The 19628-nt window shown below is 29.4% G+C and carries 15 protein-coding genes; 7 read left to right on the top strand and 8 right to left on the bottom strand.

Going from position 1 to position 19628, the window contains the following annotated elements; translation table 11 throughout:
* The first annotated feature begins 25 nt into the window (after nucleotides 1–25).
* The 4 genes from I6U48_RS02360 (at nucleotide 26) to I6U48_RS02345 (ending at nucleotide 2653) form a co-directional block, all read left to right on the top strand.
* A complete protein-coding gene (locus I6U48_RS02360) occupies nucleotides 26–730 on the top strand; it encodes a response regulator transcription factor (protein ID WP_218318797.1) in 705 nt (234 codons plus the stop codon).
* A gap of 191 nt (nucleotides 731–921) precedes the next feature.
* Nucleotides 922–2184 carry a serine hydroxymethyltransferase gene (glyA, locus tag I6U48_RS02355; protein ID WP_376774513.1) on the top strand — a complete coding sequence of 421 codons (1263 nt, stop codon included), beginning with the start codon at nucleotides 922–924 and terminating at the stop codon, nucleotides 2182–2184.
* Between the two features lie 7 nt (nucleotides 2185–2191).
* A complete protein-coding gene (locus tag I6U48_RS02350; RefSeq protein ID WP_218318795.1) occupies nucleotides 2192–2380 on the top strand; it encodes a hypothetical protein in 189 nt (62 codons plus the stop codon).
* A gap of 51 nt (nucleotides 2381–2431) precedes the next feature.
* Nucleotides 2432–2653, top strand: a complete 222-nt coding sequence (locus I6U48_RS02345) for a M20/M25/M40 family metallo-hydrolase (RefSeq protein WP_218318794.1) — start codon at nucleotides 2432–2434, stop codon at nucleotides 2651–2653.
* Nucleotides 2654–2742: 89 nt separating this feature from the next.
* Here the strand turns inward: I6U48_RS02345 and I6U48_RS02340 are convergent, their stop codons facing one another.
* Genes I6U48_RS02340 through I6U48_RS02330 form a run of 3 tightly spaced genes read right to left on the bottom strand, consistent with a single transcriptional unit; the run spans nucleotide 2743 to nucleotide 10167 of the window.
* Entirely contained in the window at nucleotides 2743–3651 is a 909-nt protein-coding gene (locus I6U48_RS02340) for a diguanylate cyclase domain-containing protein (RefSeq protein WP_218318793.1), read from the bottom strand.
* Nucleotides 3644–7465: an ATP-binding protein gene (locus tag I6U48_RS02335; protein WP_218318792.1), complete on the bottom strand. Its 3822-nt coding sequence runs from the start codon at nucleotides 7463–7465 to the stop codon at nucleotides 3644–3646. The genes I6U48_RS02340 and I6U48_RS02335 overlap by 8 nt, the downstream gene beginning before the upstream one ends.
* A gap of 59 nt (nucleotides 7466–7524) precedes the next feature.
* A complete protein-coding gene (locus I6U48_RS02330; protein WP_218318791.1) occupies nucleotides 7525–10167 on the bottom strand; it encodes a protein kinase domain-containing protein in 2643 nt (880 codons plus the stop codon).
* Between the two features lie 188 nt (nucleotides 10168–10355).
* Between I6U48_RS02330 and I6U48_RS02325 the strand changes: the two genes are divergently transcribed.
* The gene (locus I6U48_RS02325; protein ID WP_218318790.1) at nucleotides 10356–11276 is read left to right on the top strand and encodes a nitroreductase family protein; all 921 of its coding nucleotides are present in this window, start codon (nucleotides 10356–10358) and stop codon (nucleotides 11274–11276) included.
* Nucleotides 11277–11301: 25 nt separating this feature from the next.
* Here I6U48_RS02325 and I6U48_RS02320 read toward each other — a convergent pair whose 3' ends face one another.
* The gene (locus I6U48_RS02320) at nucleotides 11302–11781 is read right to left on the bottom strand and encodes a ferritin family protein (RefSeq protein ID WP_218318789.1); all 480 of its coding nucleotides are present in this window, start codon (nucleotides 11779–11781) and stop codon (nucleotides 11302–11304) included.
* Between the two features lie 830 nt (nucleotides 11782–12611).
* Nucleotides 12612–13196, bottom strand: coding sequence for a DJ-1/PfpI family protein (locus tag I6U48_RS02315; protein ID WP_218318788.1), 585 nt, complete (start codon nucleotides 13194–13196; stop codon nucleotides 12612–12614).
* Nucleotides 13197–13490: 294 nt separating this feature from the next.
* Here I6U48_RS02315 and I6U48_RS02310 point away from each other — a divergent pair, with 294 nt between their 5' ends.
* A complete protein-coding gene (locus I6U48_RS02310) occupies nucleotides 13491–14447 on the top strand; it encodes an NAD(P)-dependent oxidoreductase (protein ID WP_218318787.1) in 957 nt (318 codons plus the stop codon).
* 136 nt (nucleotides 14448–14583) lie between these two features.
* Here the strand turns inward: I6U48_RS02310 and I6U48_RS02305 are convergent, their stop codons facing one another.
* From I6U48_RS02305 to I6U48_RS02295, 3 genes are all read right to left on the bottom strand, one after another.
* Nucleotides 14584–15339, bottom strand: coding sequence for a sulfite exporter TauE/SafE family protein (locus tag I6U48_RS02305; RefSeq protein WP_218318786.1), 756 nt, complete (start codon nucleotides 15337–15339; stop codon nucleotides 14584–14586).
* Nucleotides 15340–15507: 168 nt separating this feature from the next.
* On the bottom strand, nucleotides 15508–16161 hold the full coding sequence (locus I6U48_RS02300; protein WP_218318785.1) for a pentapeptide repeat-containing protein: 654 nt from the start codon (nucleotides 16159–16161) through the stop codon (nucleotides 15508–15510).
* Between the two features lie 161 nt (nucleotides 16162–16322).
* On the bottom strand, nucleotides 16323–16799 hold the full coding sequence (locus I6U48_RS02295) for a DsrE/DsrF/DrsH-like family protein (RefSeq protein ID WP_218318784.1): 477 nt from the start codon (nucleotides 16797–16799) through the stop codon (nucleotides 16323–16325).
* Between the two features lie 296 nt (nucleotides 16800–17095).
* Here I6U48_RS02295 and I6U48_RS02290 point away from each other — a divergent pair, with 296 nt between their 5' ends.
* Entirely contained in the window at nucleotides 17096–19471 is a 2376-nt protein-coding gene (locus I6U48_RS02290) for a Lon protease family protein (protein WP_218318783.1), read from the top strand.
* The last annotated feature ends 157 nt before the right edge of the window (nucleotides 19472–19628 follow it).

The raw sequence follows: 19628 nt of genomic DNA, 5'->3' as shown, positions 1-19628 counted from the left end.
ATGCTTGCCTTGGGGAGGGATAAAAATGAGACATGCAATTATTGCTGATGATGAATATTTGTCCATTGATTTAATAAAATATTTAATTAAACGCTTTGATTTACCTATAAATGTTATAGGACAGGCTTTAAAGGGAGATGAGGCTTTAGAAATGATAAGAAATTTAAAACCAGATATTGTTTTTTTAGATATTGAAATGCCAATTTTAAATGGTTTAAAAGTTATAGAAAAAACAAAATCACTACAAAGTAATTCAATTGATTTTATCGTTATTACTGCCTATAGCTACTTTGAATATGCTCAGTCCTCTCTAAGACTAGGAGCAAAAGATATATTATTAAAACCAATTGAACCTGAACAATTTTTGAAGACAATGGAAAGAATTTTAGGATATAGATACTCAAATAATAAGATTTTTAATGAAATACTGGAATATATAAATCATAATTATCAAGAGGCTATCGAGCTAAAGGAATGTGCAGAAATGTATCATACAAGCCCAAGTTATATTGCCAGAATGTTTAAAAAATATTATGATCTAAGCTTCATTACCTATGTAAATAATCTTAGGATTAATAAAGCAGCAGAACTGCTGAAAAGCACAGATATACCTATTAAAGAAATAGCTTATAAAGTAGGATATAACAATCTTAACTACTTTTATAAAGTCTTCAAAAAGAATATAGGAGTTACACCAAATATATTTAAAAATAGTTTGATTGAAAAGTAAAAATTATTCTAATAAGATTCCCTTATGGTCAATTGTAAAATATAGGATATTTTACAATTAATTAAATAACAAATTGCAATTTTGTTCAATAAAAAGTCAATTATATTAATATAATTGGCTTAAATGTTATGAGATAATTTATACATGATGAGGGATTTGAAAAGCTAAAATTCAAAAAGTAGGAGGAAAAAATTATGTTGAAGACAGTTAGAGAGAGTGATAGGGAGTTATACGAAATAGTAAAAGAAGAGTATGGACGTCAGAAGATAGGTATTGAAATGATAGCTTCAGAAAGCTATGTACCAATTGAGATTTTGGAGCTTCAGGGCAGCATATTGACAAACAAAACCATGGAGGGGTTTCCAGGAAATAGATTTCATGCAGGCCACCAATTTATCGATAAAATGGAGACTCTTGGCATAGAAAGAGCCAAAGCCTTATTTAAAGCAGAGCATGCTAATATACAACCGCATTGCGGATCAAATGCTAACCAAAGTGTTTATGTAGCAATACTTAAACCTGGAGATACTGTAATGGGAATGAGACTGGACCAGGGAGGGCATCTAACACACGGTAGTAAGGTAAACTTTTCTGGTAAGACTTATAATTTTATTTCATATGGTTTAAATAAAGAAACTGAGCTTATAGATTATGAAGAAATGGAAAGATTGGCAAATGAACATAAACCTAAACTGATTGTAGCAGGGGCAAGTGCTTATCCAAGATTTATAGATTATGAAAGAATATCAAAGATAGCGAAATCTGTTAATGCATATTTTATGGTAGATATAGCGCATGTAGCAGGTCTTGTTGCAGCAGGAGTACATCCAAGTCCAGTACCTTATGCTGATTTTGTAACATCCACAACAACTAAAACTTTAGCAGGAGCAAGAGGCGGATTTGTACTTTGTAAAGAGGAATATGCAAAACAGCTTGATAAAGCTACATTTCCAGGTGCACAGGGATCAATGCACCTTCACATAATGGCGGCCAAAGCATTCACTTTTAAAAGAGCGTCTACTGAAGAGTTTAGAGAATTGATGAAGCAAGTAGTAAAAAATGCGCAAAAACTTGGAGAAGTATTGCAAAAAAGAGGTTTTAGACTGGTAACAGGTGGAACAGATAATCATTTACTATTGGTAGATCTTAGTCCTAAAAAGTTAACTGGAGTAGAATTAGAAAAAGCACTTGACTATGTAGGAATATCGGTTAATAAGAACATGATTCCTTTTGATCCAGAAAAGGCTATGGTAACAAGCGGTGTGAGAATAGGTGCAACTGCAATGGCAACAAAAGGTATGAAGGAAAAAGAAATGGAGATTATAGGAGAATTAATTAATGAAGTAGCTGAAAATATAAATGACAATAAAGCATTAGATTTAATTAAAGAAAAAGTTGCTGAATTAGGAGCTCAATTCCCACTTAAATATCCGGAGTATTTTGAAGCTGAATAGAAAAAGTATGAAAACAGACTCATTGATATTAGTAGAAAAAGGAATTATGGATAATCCTAAAGTAGATGCAATATTTGGACTTCACAATCATCCAGATATTCCAGCAGGTAAAATAGGATTAAAATTAGGAGGATTGATGGCGGCGGTTGATACAATTTTGGAATATATTTTTGATTTGCCAGCGGTGTTAACATGAAGGATATGTACGGAATTGGAAAAGAAGCTGTTGTAACTATCTGTGGGGAGGATGGAGCTGTTTGATCTAATACCTTCTATGGGCGGTGAGGACTTCTCAATATATACGGAAAAAACTAAAGGATGCTTCTATTGGTTAGGAGTAGGAAATAAAGAAAAAGACTGTGTATATCAATGGCATAATCCAAGATTTGATGCAGACGAAAGTGCGCTGATAATAGGAAGCAGCGTATTGGCAGTATCCGCTTTGAAAGCAATTGAATATTTTATATAGTTCTTTTGTTAAATTGTAATAAAATCGCTACACAAGCTTAAAAAATCATAACAAAAGGATTTCTTTAAGCTTGTGTAACAACTATAATCTTAAAAACATACAATATTTCTGCCACTTTTTTTGGCTTTATAAAGTGCATTATCGGCCCCAGTTATTAAAGCTTCTACTGTTGAATGAAGGTCTGGGACAATTGAAGTTACTCCTAAACTTATAGTAATTTGGTCGCTAATTAATGAATGTACATGGGGAATCTTAAGTTCTATAACTTTCATACGAAATCTCTCTGCAATCTCAATAGCATTTTTAAGATTTGTATTAGGTAAAATACAAGCGAATTCTTCACCGCCATAACGTGCAAACAGGTTGTTTTTTCTTTTTATTGTAGAATTAAGCTCTTGAGCAACCTTTATAAGGCAAGAGTCTCCAAGCTGATGTCCATAATTATCATTAAATAATTTAAAATGGTCTATATCCAGCATTATGAGTGATAACGGAACTTTTTCACGAAGGGCAACAGCAAGTTCCATTTTTAGGTATTCATCAAAACGACGGCGATTAGGAATACCGGTTAACCCATCGCAATAAGAAATATTTAGAAGTAAATCAGTATATTTTTTTAATTTAGCGTGGGTTTTAACTCTTGCTTTTACAACAACTGGTCTTATAGGTTTGGTTATATAATCTGCTGCACCAAGTTCAAACCCTTCAATTTCATCTTCTTCACTATCTTTTACAGTAATAAATATAATAGGAATGTTATGAGTTATAGGTGAAGCTTTTAATTTTTTGCATACTTCATATCCGTCTAAATTAGGCATTACAACATCAAGAATTATTAGATCAGGAGGATTATTTGAAAAAGCTATTTTAAGAGCCTTTTCACCACTAGTAGCTACTTTAACGGAATAGTCATATCGCAGCAATTCCACAAGAATTTTTATATTTTCAATAGCGTCATCTACTATTAAAATGCTCTGTTTTTCAGGTTGATCAAACATTATCAAAAACTCCTTCTGTTGATATTTTCAAGGATTTGAATATTTTTTTAAGAATCTGAATTGCTCCATCAAAGTCATATCTATTTAAATACTTCTCAATTTCTTCCAGTTCTTTATAAAACATCGAAGCTTCAAGATGATTTTTAAGATCTTCAAGACAAAATTCAGAATCTGGGCTATCTTCTTTTAAAAGCTTTTCTAGTTTCTTTAAAATAGATTCAATTTTGACTTTATCAATAAAGGTTTTATCTATAGTGGATTTGTTAATTTCAATTTTCTCAAGACTTTTTATTGAGTTTATTGTTAATTTCAATTGTTTATCAAGTTCATATAAAAATCTATAAGCTTCTGGTTTATTTTTATTTATTATTGATGAGTGTAATTTTGAAGTAAACTCATTTATTTTATAGGCTGATATATTTGAAGCCACACCTTTTAGTGTATGGGCTAAAAACTTAGCTGTATCCATATCTGATATGTCTAAAGCATGAAGAATATCCTTTGATGAATCTTTTGATTCTGATTTAATCCAGCTATTAAGTATCAAAAACAATTGGTCTATATCTATAGGCTTTGAAATATAGTCATTCATTCCTGCTTTTAAGCAATCCTCTTTAGTACCTTCCATGGCATTGGCGGTCATAGCAATTATAGGTAATTGTGCGAATTTACTGTCTTTCCTTATAATTCTAGTTGCTTCATATCCATCCATTATTGGCATCTGAATATCCATTAAAATAATATCATAATTTGAAGCAGTTATTGCTTTAAGTGCTTCTTTGCCATTATTAGCTATGTCAACAATGAGCTTTGTATCATGAAGTAATTCGGTTATAAATTTCTGATTTAATATGACATCTTCAACAAGCAGTACTTTTGCAGCTTTTATATGTTTTTTTAATTCTATTCTTTTTAAAGTCTTGTCTACCTTTAAATTGTCATTACTTTTAATTTCAGTTTCTAAGTTGAATTCTAAAGTAAAAGTAAAGATACTTCCAACACCATATTCACTTTCTACTTCAATGTCTCCATTCATCATATTAACTAAATTTTTGCAAATGGTCAATCCTAAGCCTGTGCCGCCATATTTTCTGGTTATGGAAGTATCTGCCTGTGAAAAAGGTGTAAATAGTTTAGGAAGTAGATCTTTTGTAATGCCTATTCCAGTATCTTTTACAGAGAAACTAATCTTACAGTTTTTTTCATTACTATAAAGCAATGAGGCCTTTATAAGGATAGACCCTGTTTCAGTAAACTTAATAGAATTATTAAGCAAGTTCATTAATATTTGTTGTAGTCTGAGGTGATCACCATTGAGATAGCAGGGAATATCTTCTGAAATATCACATATTAATCTTAATCCCTTATCAATAGCTTTCATTTGTATCATAGCTACAGTACTGCTTATTACATCCTTTAAATTGAAATTAATTGACTCTAATTCCAGCTTACCTGCTTCTATTTTGGAAAAATCTAATATATCATTAATTATTCCAAGAAGGTTTTTCGAAGAACTTTTAATTTTATTTATATAATCTAACTGTTTTGCAGAAAGATCAGTTTTTAGAACTAGATTAGTAAATCCTATAATGACATTCATAGGAGTGCGAATCTCATGACTCATATTAGCTAGAAATTCACTTTTAGTTTTTGTAGCAGCTTCAGCTGATTCCTTTGCAATCTTATATTCTTCCATTATTTTTTGTTCATTGACATCACGAATCATGCCTTCTATTCCAAGAATATTACCTTCTTTATCACGATAATAATGGGTATTAGTGGATGCCCATTTAATTGTGCCATCCTTACATATTATTTGCTGTTCAAAATTTTCAACGTAATTTTTTTCTTCAAGTATTTTCAACATATTTTTACGCTGCTCAGGATATTTATAAAAAACTTCAATATCTTTATTTATAATTTCTTCTCTTGTATATCCCAATAAATTTTCACAAGAAGGTGACGCAAGGATGACTTTTCCTTCAAGGTCTGTACGATAAAAAACATCTTGAATATTTTCAAAGAGATTACTATATTCTTCTTTTGTACTTTTTATCTCTTCATAATTTAAAGAATTCCTAATGGAAACCACAGCTTGAGATACAAGTATTTTTAAAATTTGAAGTCTTTCTGCTGTAAATATATTTTTTATTGTTTTATTCTCAAGATAAAGTACACCTATGACTTTTGCTTGTTCTCTTATTGGTATGCAAAGTATGGATTGAGGCTGATTATTAATAATATATAAATCTTCACTAAATAAAGCTGATTCATTCACAGCATTTAATATAATTTCTTTCTCAGTCCTTCTTACATAATTAATAATGGATTCAGGTAAATCTTCTGCTTTATAATTTATAGATTTTTTTAGAATAATTTCAATATTGTTATTTAAGGTAACATTTGCATGTATGCATAATTCATTTTTATCTTCAAGCATTAAAAAAGCATATTGTGCACCTGCATTTTCTATTAGGATATTCATCAATTTTTCTATTAGCTTGTCAAAAATCATTTCGCTAGATATTGCTTGCGAAGCTTTTATTAGACTTGCAGCATCAAGAATATCCATTATATTTTTATTTGTAGTGCTAATATCTTCATACCTCTTAATTATAGTTTTTAAGCCTGAATCATATGGCGATTTTTTTTCCTCTAAGAGATAGCGATAGGATTTAATAAGGTATCTTACCTTGCCTTTAGCACCCCATTTTTCATATAAAACTATAGCATCTTCTAAATAGGATATAGCAATTTTTTTTCTGTTGAAGGATAAATGAAATTTTGCGGCTAATTCATTAGCAAGAGCTTCAATAACTTTAAAACCATTTTCTTCTGAATCTCTTATAGCTTCATCGTATAAATCCATTGCTTTTAGAAAATTCTTAGAGATTCGAGCAATTTCTGCATCAATTAATAAAATATTGCAATTAAAATTCTGGGGGCAAATTTCAACCCATTTTTGGAAAATGGATCTATGAACTTTTAATTTGTTCATTAAAAGCATTTGTTTATCTTTATTTAAACTTTCATATGATGATGTTATAAGTAAAGAATAATATAAGTAATATTGAGGATTTAGGTATGTTCCACCAGGAGAATACACAATTAAACTTTCAGTTTCCTCAGCAAGTTTTAATCCTTCAATATATTCTCCATAAAAATACAACAAACTAATTTTATTTATATTATAGTAGTTAATTTGAGTATTAGCACCCATATCCTTTAACTTTTTTAAGTGGTCAAACTCAATATAATCATCATAATTTAGAGATGCTTTATCATCAGTTAATCCCATAAGGCTTAATGTAGAAGTTTTGGTTATCATATTTCTTTCATAATATATATAATTTTTAAGTCTAAGGGAAAAATCGTTAGCTTCATCACAAACATTGACTACTTCTTGAAGCTCATACAAACCTGATATCATCATGTAATAGGGAAGAAAGGAAATGGAATAATTGCTAAAATTAAAATCACCATACTGTTTTCCAACTTCATAAGCTTTTTTCATTAATAATATGCTTTTATTAAGAGGGTCACACCATATATTTACAAAGGCAGAGGTAATAAAAAAAATTTTGCAATCCAACTCTTTTATTTTAAATTTTTTGTTCATTAATATTGCCAGTTTGCCAAATTCATATCCAACTGCGTAATTTTCAAGCTTTCCACACAAAAGCAAAGCATAGGCAGCAAAAGCATAAGAGCTTTCTTTTGAATTACCATACTTTAGCGATATGTTAACCATTTTAAGAATAACTAAAGCAAAAAATAAAGGATCTCCAAAATAGGCAGATTGTGTGAGTGACATCAATATTCTTATTTTTAAAGCCTCTTTAGGATCTTTTATCTCTGGTGAATTAATTAGATCTATAATCTTTCTATTTCCAAGGATTTTTTTATCTGTTTTAACTCTTCCTCAATTTTTATTGGCATCTGCTGCTCTGTTATATCAACATCAATTCCAAATTGTTTCGTTCCTTTCTTTCCTATCTTTATTCCTTCTTCAAATCTACCAGTAACGGAAAAGAGAGTAAGATAGGTTATATACATTTCACCATATTCAAAATTTGATTTAACCTTTGTGAATATAAAATCTGTTAGTTCTTTAGCTTTCTTATGGTTATCAGCAAGAAATTCACATTCAGTTAATTCCTTATATATTAAAAACATCAATTTATGTTCAGTTTCCCACAGATCATTACTTAACAGTTTCGTTGCCAATGTAAGAAATTCTGCAGCTTGTGAGTAAGCTGTAGAAACTTTTGCTTTTTTTCCTGCTATTAGAATAAGCTTTGCCAATTGAAGCTTATCACAGGAATTAGTTATTAAATTAATACCTTTAGAAAGGTGTGTTACAATCTCAAATATTTTTTCTTCAATTTGCTCAGGAAGGGTATTATTTAAAATACTATATCCAATAGTTAAATGAGTAGAAGGCATATCCTTAGATGAAATCATCAATTGACATGCTTCTTGAATTTTATCATGATAAAATCTAAATAATGAAGGATTATTAGAGAGCCAGTTCTTATTAAAATTATCAGGTCTAGTAATAGGAAGAATTAAACCTTCCAAAACAGCCTTTGATATGGAGTTCATTATGTCTTTATCAGATAAATTCATTATCTTGGCCAATAGATTTATATCAAAAGTACTTCCAACATATGAAGCAATACTTAATATATCACGTAATTTTTGGGGAAGTTTATTAAGACGATAATCCAGTAGATCTATAACATTATCTGAAATTATAAGTTTATTGATCTTTTCTTTATCCCAAAGCCATTTACCTTTCTCGGTATCAAACCATACAGAACGTTCTTGATAATTTCTTTTAATAAATTCCTTTGCAAAAAATACGTTGCCATTAGTTTTTCTAAATATAAGCTCAGAAAATGGTTTTGAGACCTCATTATCGCAGAAAAATATATCAGAAACCATATTATTAATATCACAGAAATCTAGTGGGCTTAGAGCTATGTTTTTTACAAATAATCCATTGTTGTTAATTTTTTTTATGAGATTAGTAAGAGGATGCCCTTCGGAAACTTCATCTTTTCTACAGCTGCTTATTAAAGCTAAATATTGAAGCTTATTTTCTGTAATTAGCATTTCCATTAAATTTAAAGATGCCAAATCTGCATTTTGAAGATCATCAAGAAAAATAACTAAAGGATGTTCTTTTGTAGCAAAAATCTTTATGAACTCTAGAAACATCATTTCAAAAACATTTTTAAGTTCCCCAGGACCAAGTGCTGCTGCTTTTGGTTGTCTGCCAACGATGATTTCTATCTCTGGAATAACATCAATAATATATTGCCCATTATTTCTAAAAGTTTTTAAAAGTTTATTTTTCCACTCTTCAACTTCATTTTTATTTTTGATTAGAAGTTGTTTTATAAGAAGTGTAAAAGCTTGAATTATTGCACTATAGGGTATATTAAGCTTTAGCTGATCAAATTTTCCTTCTATAAAAAAGGCTTCTTTATGTGCAGCATTTTTTAAGACTTCATGAATAAAACTGGTTTTTCCTACACCTGCGTTTCCGCTTATGATAACAACTTCAACACTGCCATTATAGGTAAGATTAAGTGTTTTTGTAACTTCTTCAATTTCGTCCTTGCGTCCATAAATTTTTTGAGGTATGTAAAGACATTCAGATAAATCTTTTTGTCCAGTTTTGAAATTGGTAATTACCCCATCATTTTCAAGCATAGAAAGACACTTTTTTAAATCATATCTTATACCATAAGAACTTTGATATCTATCTTCAGGATTTTTAGAAAGCAATTTCATAACTATATCAGAAATTGTAATAGGTATTTTTGAATCTAAATTTACAGGTGGATCTGGTATCTTAGCTATATGGGAATATGTAAGTTCAATAATGTCTTCATTTAAAAATGGTCTTTGACCAGTGAGGAGTTCGTAAAAAGTTATTCCTAAGGAATAAAAATCCGAACGATAATCAATAGCCCTATTCATACGTCCTGTTTGTTCAGGAGACATATAAGCTAGAGTGCCTGGTAAAACGTCTGTTTCCATAGAAGCACCAAGGAGTATTTGAGAATAACTTAAGTCAGTAATTTTCACTTCATCAGTAGTAGTATTTACAATTATATTTGATGGCTTTATATCTCCATGTATGATATTATTTGTGTGAAGTTTATCAAGAATTTTAGTCAGCTTTATGGCTATTTTTATGAAATCTAATAAATTAAGCTTGTGTACAAGATTTAGTTTCTTCATAGAAACACCACCAAAATCCTCCAGTATTATGGCAATAGAATTTTCATTTCTTTCAATTCGATATATTTTTACAATCCCCTCAACATTCAAGTCTATTAAATGTTCATATTTATTTATTAGCTCATTCAACATTGTAGAATCAGGGTACCTTATTTCTTTTACTATAACATTACAGTTATCTTTTTTGGAAAAACATCTAAATACGATGCTTTTTTCACTGTCCCCAATTTCTTCGATAAATTTATAATCGCTAAAATCCATTCAATGATACCTCATTTCATTTTAAAGTAATACATTACAAATATAAGTGAGTATACGTATTTAATATAATAAATAAAGTCTTTTTATAGTATAGTAAAAAGAATTGAAAGAAGTCTTTTTTACATAATATAATAATGATATTGAATTGTAAATCTTTCTATATAATTGAAAAAAGGAGTTGAATATTTATGCCATTAAAAACCGGTAGATTCTATGAATGTGCAGAAGTTGAAATAGATAATGACAAATGTACTTGTTGTGGACTTTGTGTGAAGGTATGTAAGGGGGCTCCATTGTTTATAGAAGAAAAAATTGTTAAGATAGATCAGAACCGAGTATTTGGATGTATTGCATGTGGACAGTGTATGGCGGTTTGTCCAAATAAAGCAATAAAAGTGAGTGGAAGAGACATGTCACCTGAAGATGTCATAAAATTACCTGAAATTGAAAATAGAGCTGATTACGACAATTTAAAATCGTTAATGCTATCCCGTAGAAGTGTAAGAGACTATACAAAGCAAAGAGTGGATCGTGAGACAATAGAAAAAATATTAGAAGCATCATCAACTGCTCCAAATGGTCTTGGAAGTTCTGATGTTGAGGTTCTAGTGTTAGATGGAAATGAAAAGGTTGAAGAATTCACATTAGATCTAATTAACGTTTTAAAAAAACATATGTGGTTATTTTCACCTATGATGCTTAAGATCTATAGACCGTTCATTGGAAAAGAAAATTATGATTCTTTAAAAACTTTTGCTGTAACTGCTGTTAATACATTTATAGATGGTTATGATGAAGGAAAGAACTGGTTAACATATTCGGCACCATTAGCAATGCTTTTTCATTCATCCCCATATGCTGACCCTGCTGATTCATATATTTCTGCGACTTATGCAATACTAACAGCACAATCGTTGGGATTAGGAAGTTGTATGCTTGGGACACCAAATTTAGTATTGAATTTTTTTGGAAAAAAGATAAAAGAAAAATATGGAATACCACTTAAAAATAAAAATGGTATAATGGTGATATTTGGTTATCCTGCTATTAAGTATAGTTTTGCATTAAAAAGAAGATTTTCAAATATTAAGTTTTTTAGCTTATTTTAACAATGATTTATTAGGTAATTCTCAATTATTGAGAATTACCTAATAAATCCATGAACACTTTTTCGTGTTCTTGTTCTTCTTTTATAATTATTGAAATAACCTTGTATATATCATTGTTTACATCATCTATTTTTTCTAATAATCGACCTTGTATATCTAAAAGAAGGCCAATATTACTTCTTTCGAATTCTAATGCAAACCTAAGTAATTGTTTAACACTATTAATTTGAGGAAGTTGAATATTATTGATAAATTCAAATAAAAGTTTAGCAGCTTTATCGTATAAGTAAAAATCTATAGGTTCAGTCAATTTGTCATCCCAAGCATGCATTAAATTTTTATAGTATTGAATATGCTTTTGTTCTTGTTTTGCAATGGTTTTAGCGACGACACTAATTCTTAGAGAATTATTTTGTGCAGTTTCAGAAATTTGAATATATATTTTTAATGCATCTTCTTCAATATTAATAAGTTTTTCTAATATATCTAAGATTGTATAATTCATAGTAACCCTCCATAGTACTAAAGAAGTTATTATATAATGTTTAGTAGAAATTTAAAATATGTTATAAAAAGGAAATGATATAGGAAGTAGTAAAGAACTATTAGTCTATTTATAAACATATCATGAAAATTTATATTATTCAATATCAAAAGCTAAATAGTAGAATATCAGATTTTTTAATAAGGTTTTCTCAACTAATTAGTAAAAATATTTACTTTTATAAATATATAATGCATAATATAGAAAATAGAGTTTATTACTGAGAGGAATTAAGATAAATTTAAACAAAAAGTTCATAATTATTGTATTAATGCTTTTAATATTTTCCCTGGTAGGGAATATTTTTTTATATGAGAAAAATAGCATTAAAGAACCTATAAAAAATTAAATTTATTCTAAGTAATTTTAAAAAGCATAACTATTTTTCTCTAATGTTTAACTCTAGATTTAAAGAGTCTAAAAAGCAACCATAAAGTAATTGTCGATTTAGCAATTAAATATATAATAGCAATTAAAAATAATATTAGGTGGTGATGAAAGTTATATGAACTAAAAAAACTAAAAAAACTCAAATAAATCACCTCAGAATGTATTTAAAGTTATTTTACGTATTTTAAAGCAATTTAATACAAGGATAAATGTGGTAAATAAAAAGCCAGAGGTAAAAAAACCTCTGGCATAAAGATTATATCAATTCTATCAATATCATAACAACATTTTTAACTGTTTATTGACAGCAAATATTATTAGGGGACACGAATCAAATGATATAATCTTTACAAAAATAGAATGTGCAAAATTGAAATTATTATTCTGGTAAGTATAGGGAATTAAAATCCCATTAGATTTTTAACTTTGGTACAGTTTTCTGGAGAAGTTAATAGTTCTAAAAGTTTGAAAGCCACAGCGAAAGCCGTTGAGGGATTGTAAGAGGTAATTATATTTTTGTCAATAACAATAGGTTTGTCACAAATAACATTAGCTCCAAATTCAGCTAGTTGTTTTTGTCTTTGGCCATTGGATAAATTATAGGTTGTAGCATTTCTATTAGTTAGTACTCCACTTTTACCAATGGGTAATGCACCAACACAAATAGAAGCTATTATTTTTCCTGATCTATCAAATTCTTTTATTAAGTTTAAAAAAATCTCATTATAAGCATCTTCATAAAATCCAGCCTCTTCGAAACCACCTGGTATTGCAAGAGCATCAAATTCATCAACGTTGACTTCATTGATTTGCATCTCAGGAGTTATTGTAAAGTTAAAGGTACACTTTAATTCTTTTCTCATTCCAACAGTTATTAATTCTGTAGTACCATCACCATCTGATTTATTCCATCCTATAACATCTGTAAAAACACTTGCTTCCACAGCCTCAAAACCATTAGCAAGAAGTAGTAATACTTTTTTCATAATTAAAACATCTCCTTATATATTTCTATTTTGCTTTTCTTAAGTATAACTCTGTATTTAACATCAGTAAAATTGAAATAACTGAAATAAACAATCGAAATATATGATATTATAATACATAAAAATAAACATATATATCTAGCTATGAGCAAGTTAATTGAAATTGCACTAGAAAATTCAGCTGATTGGGAATAAAAAAGATGAAGTTTTGTACTAGGCTTTTTATAGATTAATACGGTATAATACTAATTAGCTACATTACTAAGATAACATTTGAAATAAATGGAGGGAAAAATGAATAATATTGTATTTCTTAATTCGAGCAGAATAAATTTTGATAACAAACTTGATTTTTCATACTTGGATAAGTTAGGTAAAGTTAGTAAGTATGAAGATAGTAGTAACGAAGAAATTCTAGAAAGAGTAAAAGATCAAAACATAGTAATTACAAAGGAATTAACAATTGGTAGAGATTTAATTGAACAATTTCCGTCTTGTGTCAAATTGATTTGTGAAGCTGGTACAGGTTATAACAATATTGATATTGCGGCGGCAAAAGAAAGAAACATATCTGTGTGTAATGTTCCAGGTTATAGTACTGAGGCAGTTGCGCAGTTGGTGATGACATTTATATTAAGTTTAAGTTCATCGTTATCAGCTCAACAGAGGATGATTGAAGATAAAAACTATGATAACTTTACTAAATACCTTCAAGTACCTCACTTTGAAGTACAAAATAAAACTCTTGGAATTATTGGCGCAGGGGCTATTGGTCAGCAAGTTATGAAAGCAGCTGCAGCTTTAGGAATGAACATAGTTGTATATAGCAGAACTTTTAAAGAGTTAGGAGAACCAAAAATTAAGTTTGTAAGTCTTGAAGAACTTCTTAAAGAAAGTGAGTTTGTTACCATAAATTGTCCGCTTACTTCTGAGACGAAATACCTTATTGACAAGTCGAAACTAGAACTTATGAAACCTTCAGCTTTCATAATAAATACTTCAAGAGGAGCAATAATAAAGGAAACTGATTTAATTGAGGCTTTGAAAAACAAAAAAATCGCTGGAGCAGCACTTGACGTTCAAGATCCAGAACCTCCAGAACTGAATAATCCACTTTTCAATATGAAAAATGTTATTCTTACTCCACATATAGGCTGGAGATGTCTTGAGTCAAGACAAAGACTTATAAATCTCTTGGCTGAAAACGTAGAAGCATTTATCAATGGAGATCCTATTAATATTATTTGCTAAGATCATAAATACAGTATAATTAGCATATAAAAAGTCTGTGTTGACCTTACACAGACTTTTTGTATTAATAGCTATGTTCCAGAACTATATAATTATCAATTATTATTTAGAATAAGAAATCTCATATTACCATCTTCTAAATGATTATATTATAAAATAATTTACCTGCTACAGCTAAGGCCATAGTAACAAAAATAGGCTTTATAATTTTAGCTCCCTTTCTTAAAGCAACTTTAGCCCCTATACGTGCGCCTATCATCATAAATATTGCAACTGGTATACCTATCTTATAGTTAATCTCACCTCTTAGTGCAAACATAATAACAGCTGCAATATTTCCAATAAAGTTCATTACTTTGCAGTTTCCACCTGCTCTTACAAAATTAAATTTGTATATGTTTACAAGCCCAAAGATTAAAAAAGCACCAACTCCAGCGCCTAAGAAGCCATCATAAAACCCCAGACCTAGAGCCATAACAATTCCCATGGATATATTTTTTCTCGAAATGCCTTGAAACTTGTCCTCAATTCCTATGTTTTTAGAAAACAAGCTATATAAGCCGACGAATAATAGCAGTACAAGTACTATAACATTAAGGTAAGTTGATTTTATGCTAAGCACAGTAGTTACGCCTAAAATAGCACCAATAAAACTAAAAGGAATTAAATATTTTAATATATCATAATCTACCTTTCCAGATTGAGCAAATTTAATTGAACTAGAAAAAGTTGAGCAACAAGAGGTAAATTTATTTGTGCCTAATGTTATATGAGGTGGAATACCTGCTAACAAAAAAGCTGGTAAGCTTATTATGCCTCCGCCACCAGAAATAGAATCTACAAAAGCTGAAAAAAAACAAGCGATACATAGAAAAATTAAGCTGTTATCCATGAATAGTCTCCCCTTTAAAATAATACTTTGAAGGACTGTTTTTAAATATATTTAACTTCTTGTCATGATTATAACAAAGAAAATTCTATATTAAAAATATATAAAAAATATTGTAGCAATATTAATAAAGTATAGAAAGTAGGGGGACTTAAAATTTTAAAAACTGATCTATTTAATAACGAGACCGAGTAAGACTGAAAGGGAAACTGCTTGCATAGCAGAAACTATGGCACCGTTAACATCAGCTATATTTGCACTCATGCCTTCAATATCACAACTGGTAAAATCTATTCCTTTAAGGCTTGTAAAGTTCATTTGAGATTGGAGTAAGCTAGATTCTTGAAATTCAACTTTTGAAAACACTGAATTCTGAAAATCTGATGAACGTAATTGACATTGAAGGAATGCAACTTGTTTGCAATTGGAGTAGTTAAAAAAGGCATACTGACCATTGCAATTTTCAAAAATTACATTTCTCAAAGTAGCCTCACTTAAATTTATGCCAATAACTTTACAATTTACAAATTCCACTCTATGTAGTGAAGCCTCGCTAAAATCTATATTCGATAAATCACAATTTTGAAATCTTACATCTAATAGTTCAATGTTTCTAAAAACTATTTTATCAAAAATAGCATTTTCAAATATTACTTGCTTGAAAGTTATTTTGTCTGCTTCATGATCTTCTAAAGAACAATTACTAATTTTTCCAAAAGAAAATATAGCTTCATCTTCTAGATCCTCTTTAGAAAGTTCCATGATCTCTAAGTCATTATCAAACTTAGGTCTTAAAACCTTTGTTTTATTTTTTTTTTCTTCCATAGGTTGATGCCTCCATTATATTTAAAATTATTAACTATTTATAGTTTATTATAGCATTAAAAAAATTTTATTATCAACTAAGAATAAATAGAATATAATTAATTACTTAAATCTAATTAGGGTCTGTTGCTGGTATCTATAAGTGCAACAGACCCTAAAATTTAAATAAATAATTGCATATCTGAATCGAGAGCATCTTTTAAATAATCCTTCGCTTCAATTATTTCAACCTCTGGAAGAAGTTCTTCTTTCTTAAAGCCCATAATTTCAACTGAAAGTTTACATCCATAGAATTTGACACCTTTCTTTATTGCACCCTTTAGAAAAGCAGTAACGGTAGGAGCTTCATCATCCTTCATCATAGCTTTTAACATTTCTTTGCCAAAACCACTAAAATTCATTTTAGATAGTGGTAAATCTTCAATTCCCTTAGGAGTCATAAATGCGAACATTTTTTCATAAAGGCTCTTATCGTCTGGAGCATCAGCTTTTGGATCTCTAACTAAAAGAATTCCCCAAAAACCTAAAAATATTGTTACGTCCACTCCAAGTTCTCTTGCAGAATTAGCTATAACTAAGGCGGCAATGGCCTTGTCATAATCTCCACTGAATATAAGCAAATTTAATTTTTTTTTCAAATCAAACACCCTTTCATATTGAAAATTATAATATTAGTTTAGTCGTTATTAAAAATTTTATGTGAATAAAAGAAAATATCTGTATATTTGTCTGTAGAATTAAAAAAGTGGTAAATAAAGTGAGTTATGGACATCTTTTTATAAGAAAATAAGAAAATTGTTACAATTTCGAAAATATCAAAAGAAATTGCAGGAATTTAAAAATAAATATTGAAATATATATAGTAAAGAATAGATATTTCAATACTTAAAACATCAATTTATTTGTACAAAAAATAAGTTTCTGGAGGTAATCTATGAGAGAGTATATAGAGTTAAAACGAAAGGATTTAGAATTAGGAACAAAGGAAATACCAGAGTTTGATACCACGGAGAATGTGGGATGCTATGATATGGTGATAGGTCAGAAGAGGGCTGTGGAATCTATAGAGCTGGGATTAAACATGGAGAGCAAAGGATATAACATATTTATATCTGGTAAAACTGGTACAGGCAAAACTGGTTATATTGTAAGAAAAATAGAAGAATACGCAAAGAAAATGCCTACACCTGAAGATTGGTGCTATGTTTACAATTTTGAAAATCCTAATAACCCAATAGCAATTTCTCTTGAAACAGGTAAGGCAAGTAAGTTTAAAGAAAAGATGAATTTATTAGTGAAGTATATTGCAAAAGAAGTACCTGTATACTTTAGTTCAGAGAACTATGAGATGGAAAAAAACAGAATAATAGGTGAATATGAGAAACTTATTTTAGGACTGTCTAGAGAACTGAATGTTGAGGCCAAAAAAAGAGGGTTTAGCGTGAAGAAAACACCTACTGGAGAATTCATGTTTATCGCACGAAAAGACGACAAGGATTTAACAGAAGAGGAATTTGAAAATTTAAGTGAAGATGAAAAAAAGAATATGGAGATTTATGTAAATGAGCTTAGAAATATATCTTCAGATATATTTAAGCAGAGTAGACAACTTGAAAAGAAGCTAGAGTTAGAGTTAAAGCACCTTGACGATAAAATTGCTGAAACCATCATATCGTCAAAGATTGAAGAGCTGATAGAAGATTATGGTTCTAATTCAAAAGTTGTTGCATATTTAGAAGCTGTAAAAAAGGATATAATTGAAAATATATCATACTTTTTTGAAGAAGATGATAATGAAAAAGAGGCTAAGAACATAAAATTGGCAGTTTTTAGAAGATATGACATTAATGTCTTAGTAAATAATAGTGAAAATTCAGGTGCTCCTGTTATATTTGCTGATTCCTCAGCACAAGGACAGATGTTTGGTAATATTGAATACGAGAATAGAATGGGAAATCTTATAACTGACTTTACATTAATAAAACCAGGGTACTTGCATAAAGCTAATGGCGGATATATTATAATTAAGGCACAGCAATTACTAAACCAACTATCCTCATGGGAGTTGTTGAAAAAATGTATTAATTTGGAAAATATAACCATTAACAATTCGAAATATAATATAGATGTACTACCTATATCAACCTTGAATCCAGAAGAAATACCTTTAAAAATAAAAGTAATATTAATTGGAGGACATTATATATATTCTCTTCTTCAAAAAAATGATTTGGAATTTGAAAAAATATTTAAGGTTAAAGCGGAGTTTGATACTGAAATAGAAAGAGATAAAGATAATACCACTAACCTTATAGGTTCAATAGGCTGTTATATAAATAAAAATAAAATTAGGCATGTAAACAGAGAAGGAATTGTAAAATTATTGCAATTTTCTTCCAGACTTGCAGAAAATAAAAGCTATTTTTCTGCCTCTATGGGCGACATATTTAAGATAGTTGATATTGCAAATTATTATGCTAAAAAGGATAATAGTGAGCTGATTAAAGCTAAGCATATTTCAGAAGCCTTAAAGGAACAAAATTCTATGCATGGACTTATTAGAAATAAGGTGTTAGATATGTATAGAAAGAAAAAATATATAGTTGATTTAAAAGGAGTAAAGATTGGACAAATAAATGGACTTTCTGTTATAGATTATGGAGATTGTACAATTGGGCAGCAGCATAGAATAACTATTTCTACTTTTGCTGGAAGAGATGGAATAATTAACATCGAAAGAGAAGCGGATATGAGTGGAAGTATTCATAGTAAAGGTGTAATGATATTAGCTGGTTTTGTAGGTGAACTTGTAGGAAGGGACATACCAATATCATTTAATGCTAATATTGTATTTGAACAACTTTATTCAGGCATTGAAGGGGATAGTGCATCTGCAGCTGAACTTCTCGCATTATTGTCAAGTTTATCAGGAATTCCAATAAAACAGAGCATGGCAATAACTGGTTCCGTAAATCAAAAGGGTGAAATACAACCGATTGGTGGAGTTAACGATAAAATAGAAGGACTCTTTGATATATGTTCGTTATATGGCCTTGATGGGACACATGGAGTAATAATTCCTGACACCAATGTAGAGGATCTTGTATTGAAGGAAGAAGTATTAGATGCGGTAGAAGATGGAAAATTTCATATATACTCCGTTAAAAATATCAGTGATTGTATTGAAATATTGTTTGATGATAAGAATATATCTGAAGTCAAAGAAGATGTTTTAGGATATGTAAAGAAAAAGATGATGGAAACATTGGTAAAATACAATGACATTTTAAAAGAATCTAAGGTCAATTAAAAAATTAAAATAACTTTTTTCATATGCTCCCTCTCAAGATTTTGTGAGGGAGTATTTATATGTCCTTAATAAAAATTATAGTTTAATATCTTAAAATTATTTTACGTTTACCTAAAGCTTTTAAAATAAACTTCGATAATAAATTGGCAAAATTTTC

The organism is Clostridium thailandense (assembly GCF_019207025.1).
GTDB lineage: Bacteria > Bacillota > Clostridia > Clostridiales > Clostridiaceae > Clostridium_AM > Clostridium_AM thailandense.
This window is presented reverse-complemented; position numbering and strand designations above follow the sequence as displayed.

Coding starts and splice junctions, on each gene's coding strand:
- I6U48_RS02305 (WP_218318786.1), bottom strand. CDS start 15,339: ATGGATAACAGCTTAATTTTTCTATGTATCGCTTGTTTTTTTTCAGCT.
- I6U48_RS02300 (WP_218318785.1), bottom strand. CDS start 16,161: ATGGAAGAAAAAAAAAATAAAACAAAGGTTTTAAGACCTAAGTTTGAT.
- I6U48_RS02325 (WP_218318790.1), top strand. CDS start 10,356: ATGCCATTAAAAACCGGTAGATTCTATGAATGTGCAGAAGTTGAAATA.
- I6U48_RS02335 (WP_218318792.1), bottom strand. CDS start 7,465: ATGTCACTCACACAATCTGCCTATTTTGGAGATCCTTTATTTTTTGCT.
- I6U48_RS02320 (WP_218318789.1), bottom strand. CDS start 11,781: ATGAATTATACAATCTTAGATATATTAGAAAAACTTATTAATATTGAA.
- I6U48_RS02360 (WP_218318797.1), top strand. CDS start 26: ATGAGACATGCAATTATTGCTGATGATGAATATTTGTCCATTGATTTA.
- I6U48_RS02345 (WP_218318794.1), top strand. CDS start 2,432: ATGGAGCTGTTTGATCTAATACCTTCTATGGGCGGTGAGGACTTCTCA.
- I6U48_RS02290 (WP_218318783.1), top strand. CDS start 17,096: ATGAGAGAGTATATAGAGTTAAAACGAAAGGATTTAGAATTAGGAACA.
- I6U48_RS02310 (WP_218318787.1), top strand. CDS start 13,491: ATGAATAATATTGTATTTCTTAATTCGAGCAGAATAAATTTTGATAAC.
- I6U48_RS02340 (WP_218318793.1), bottom strand. CDS start 3,651: ATGTTTGATCAACCTGAAAAACAGAGCATTTTAATAGTAGATGACGCT.
- I6U48_RS02350 (WP_218318795.1), top strand. CDS start 2,192: ATGAAAACAGACTCATTGATATTAGTAGAAAAAGGAATTATGGATAAT.
- I6U48_RS02330 (WP_218318791.1), bottom strand. CDS start 10,167: ATGGATTTTAGCGATTATAAATTTATCGAAGAAATTGGGGACAGTGAA.
- I6U48_RS02315 (WP_218318788.1), bottom strand. CDS start 13,196: ATGAAAAAAGTATTACTACTTCTTGCTAATGGTTTTGAGGCTGTGGAA.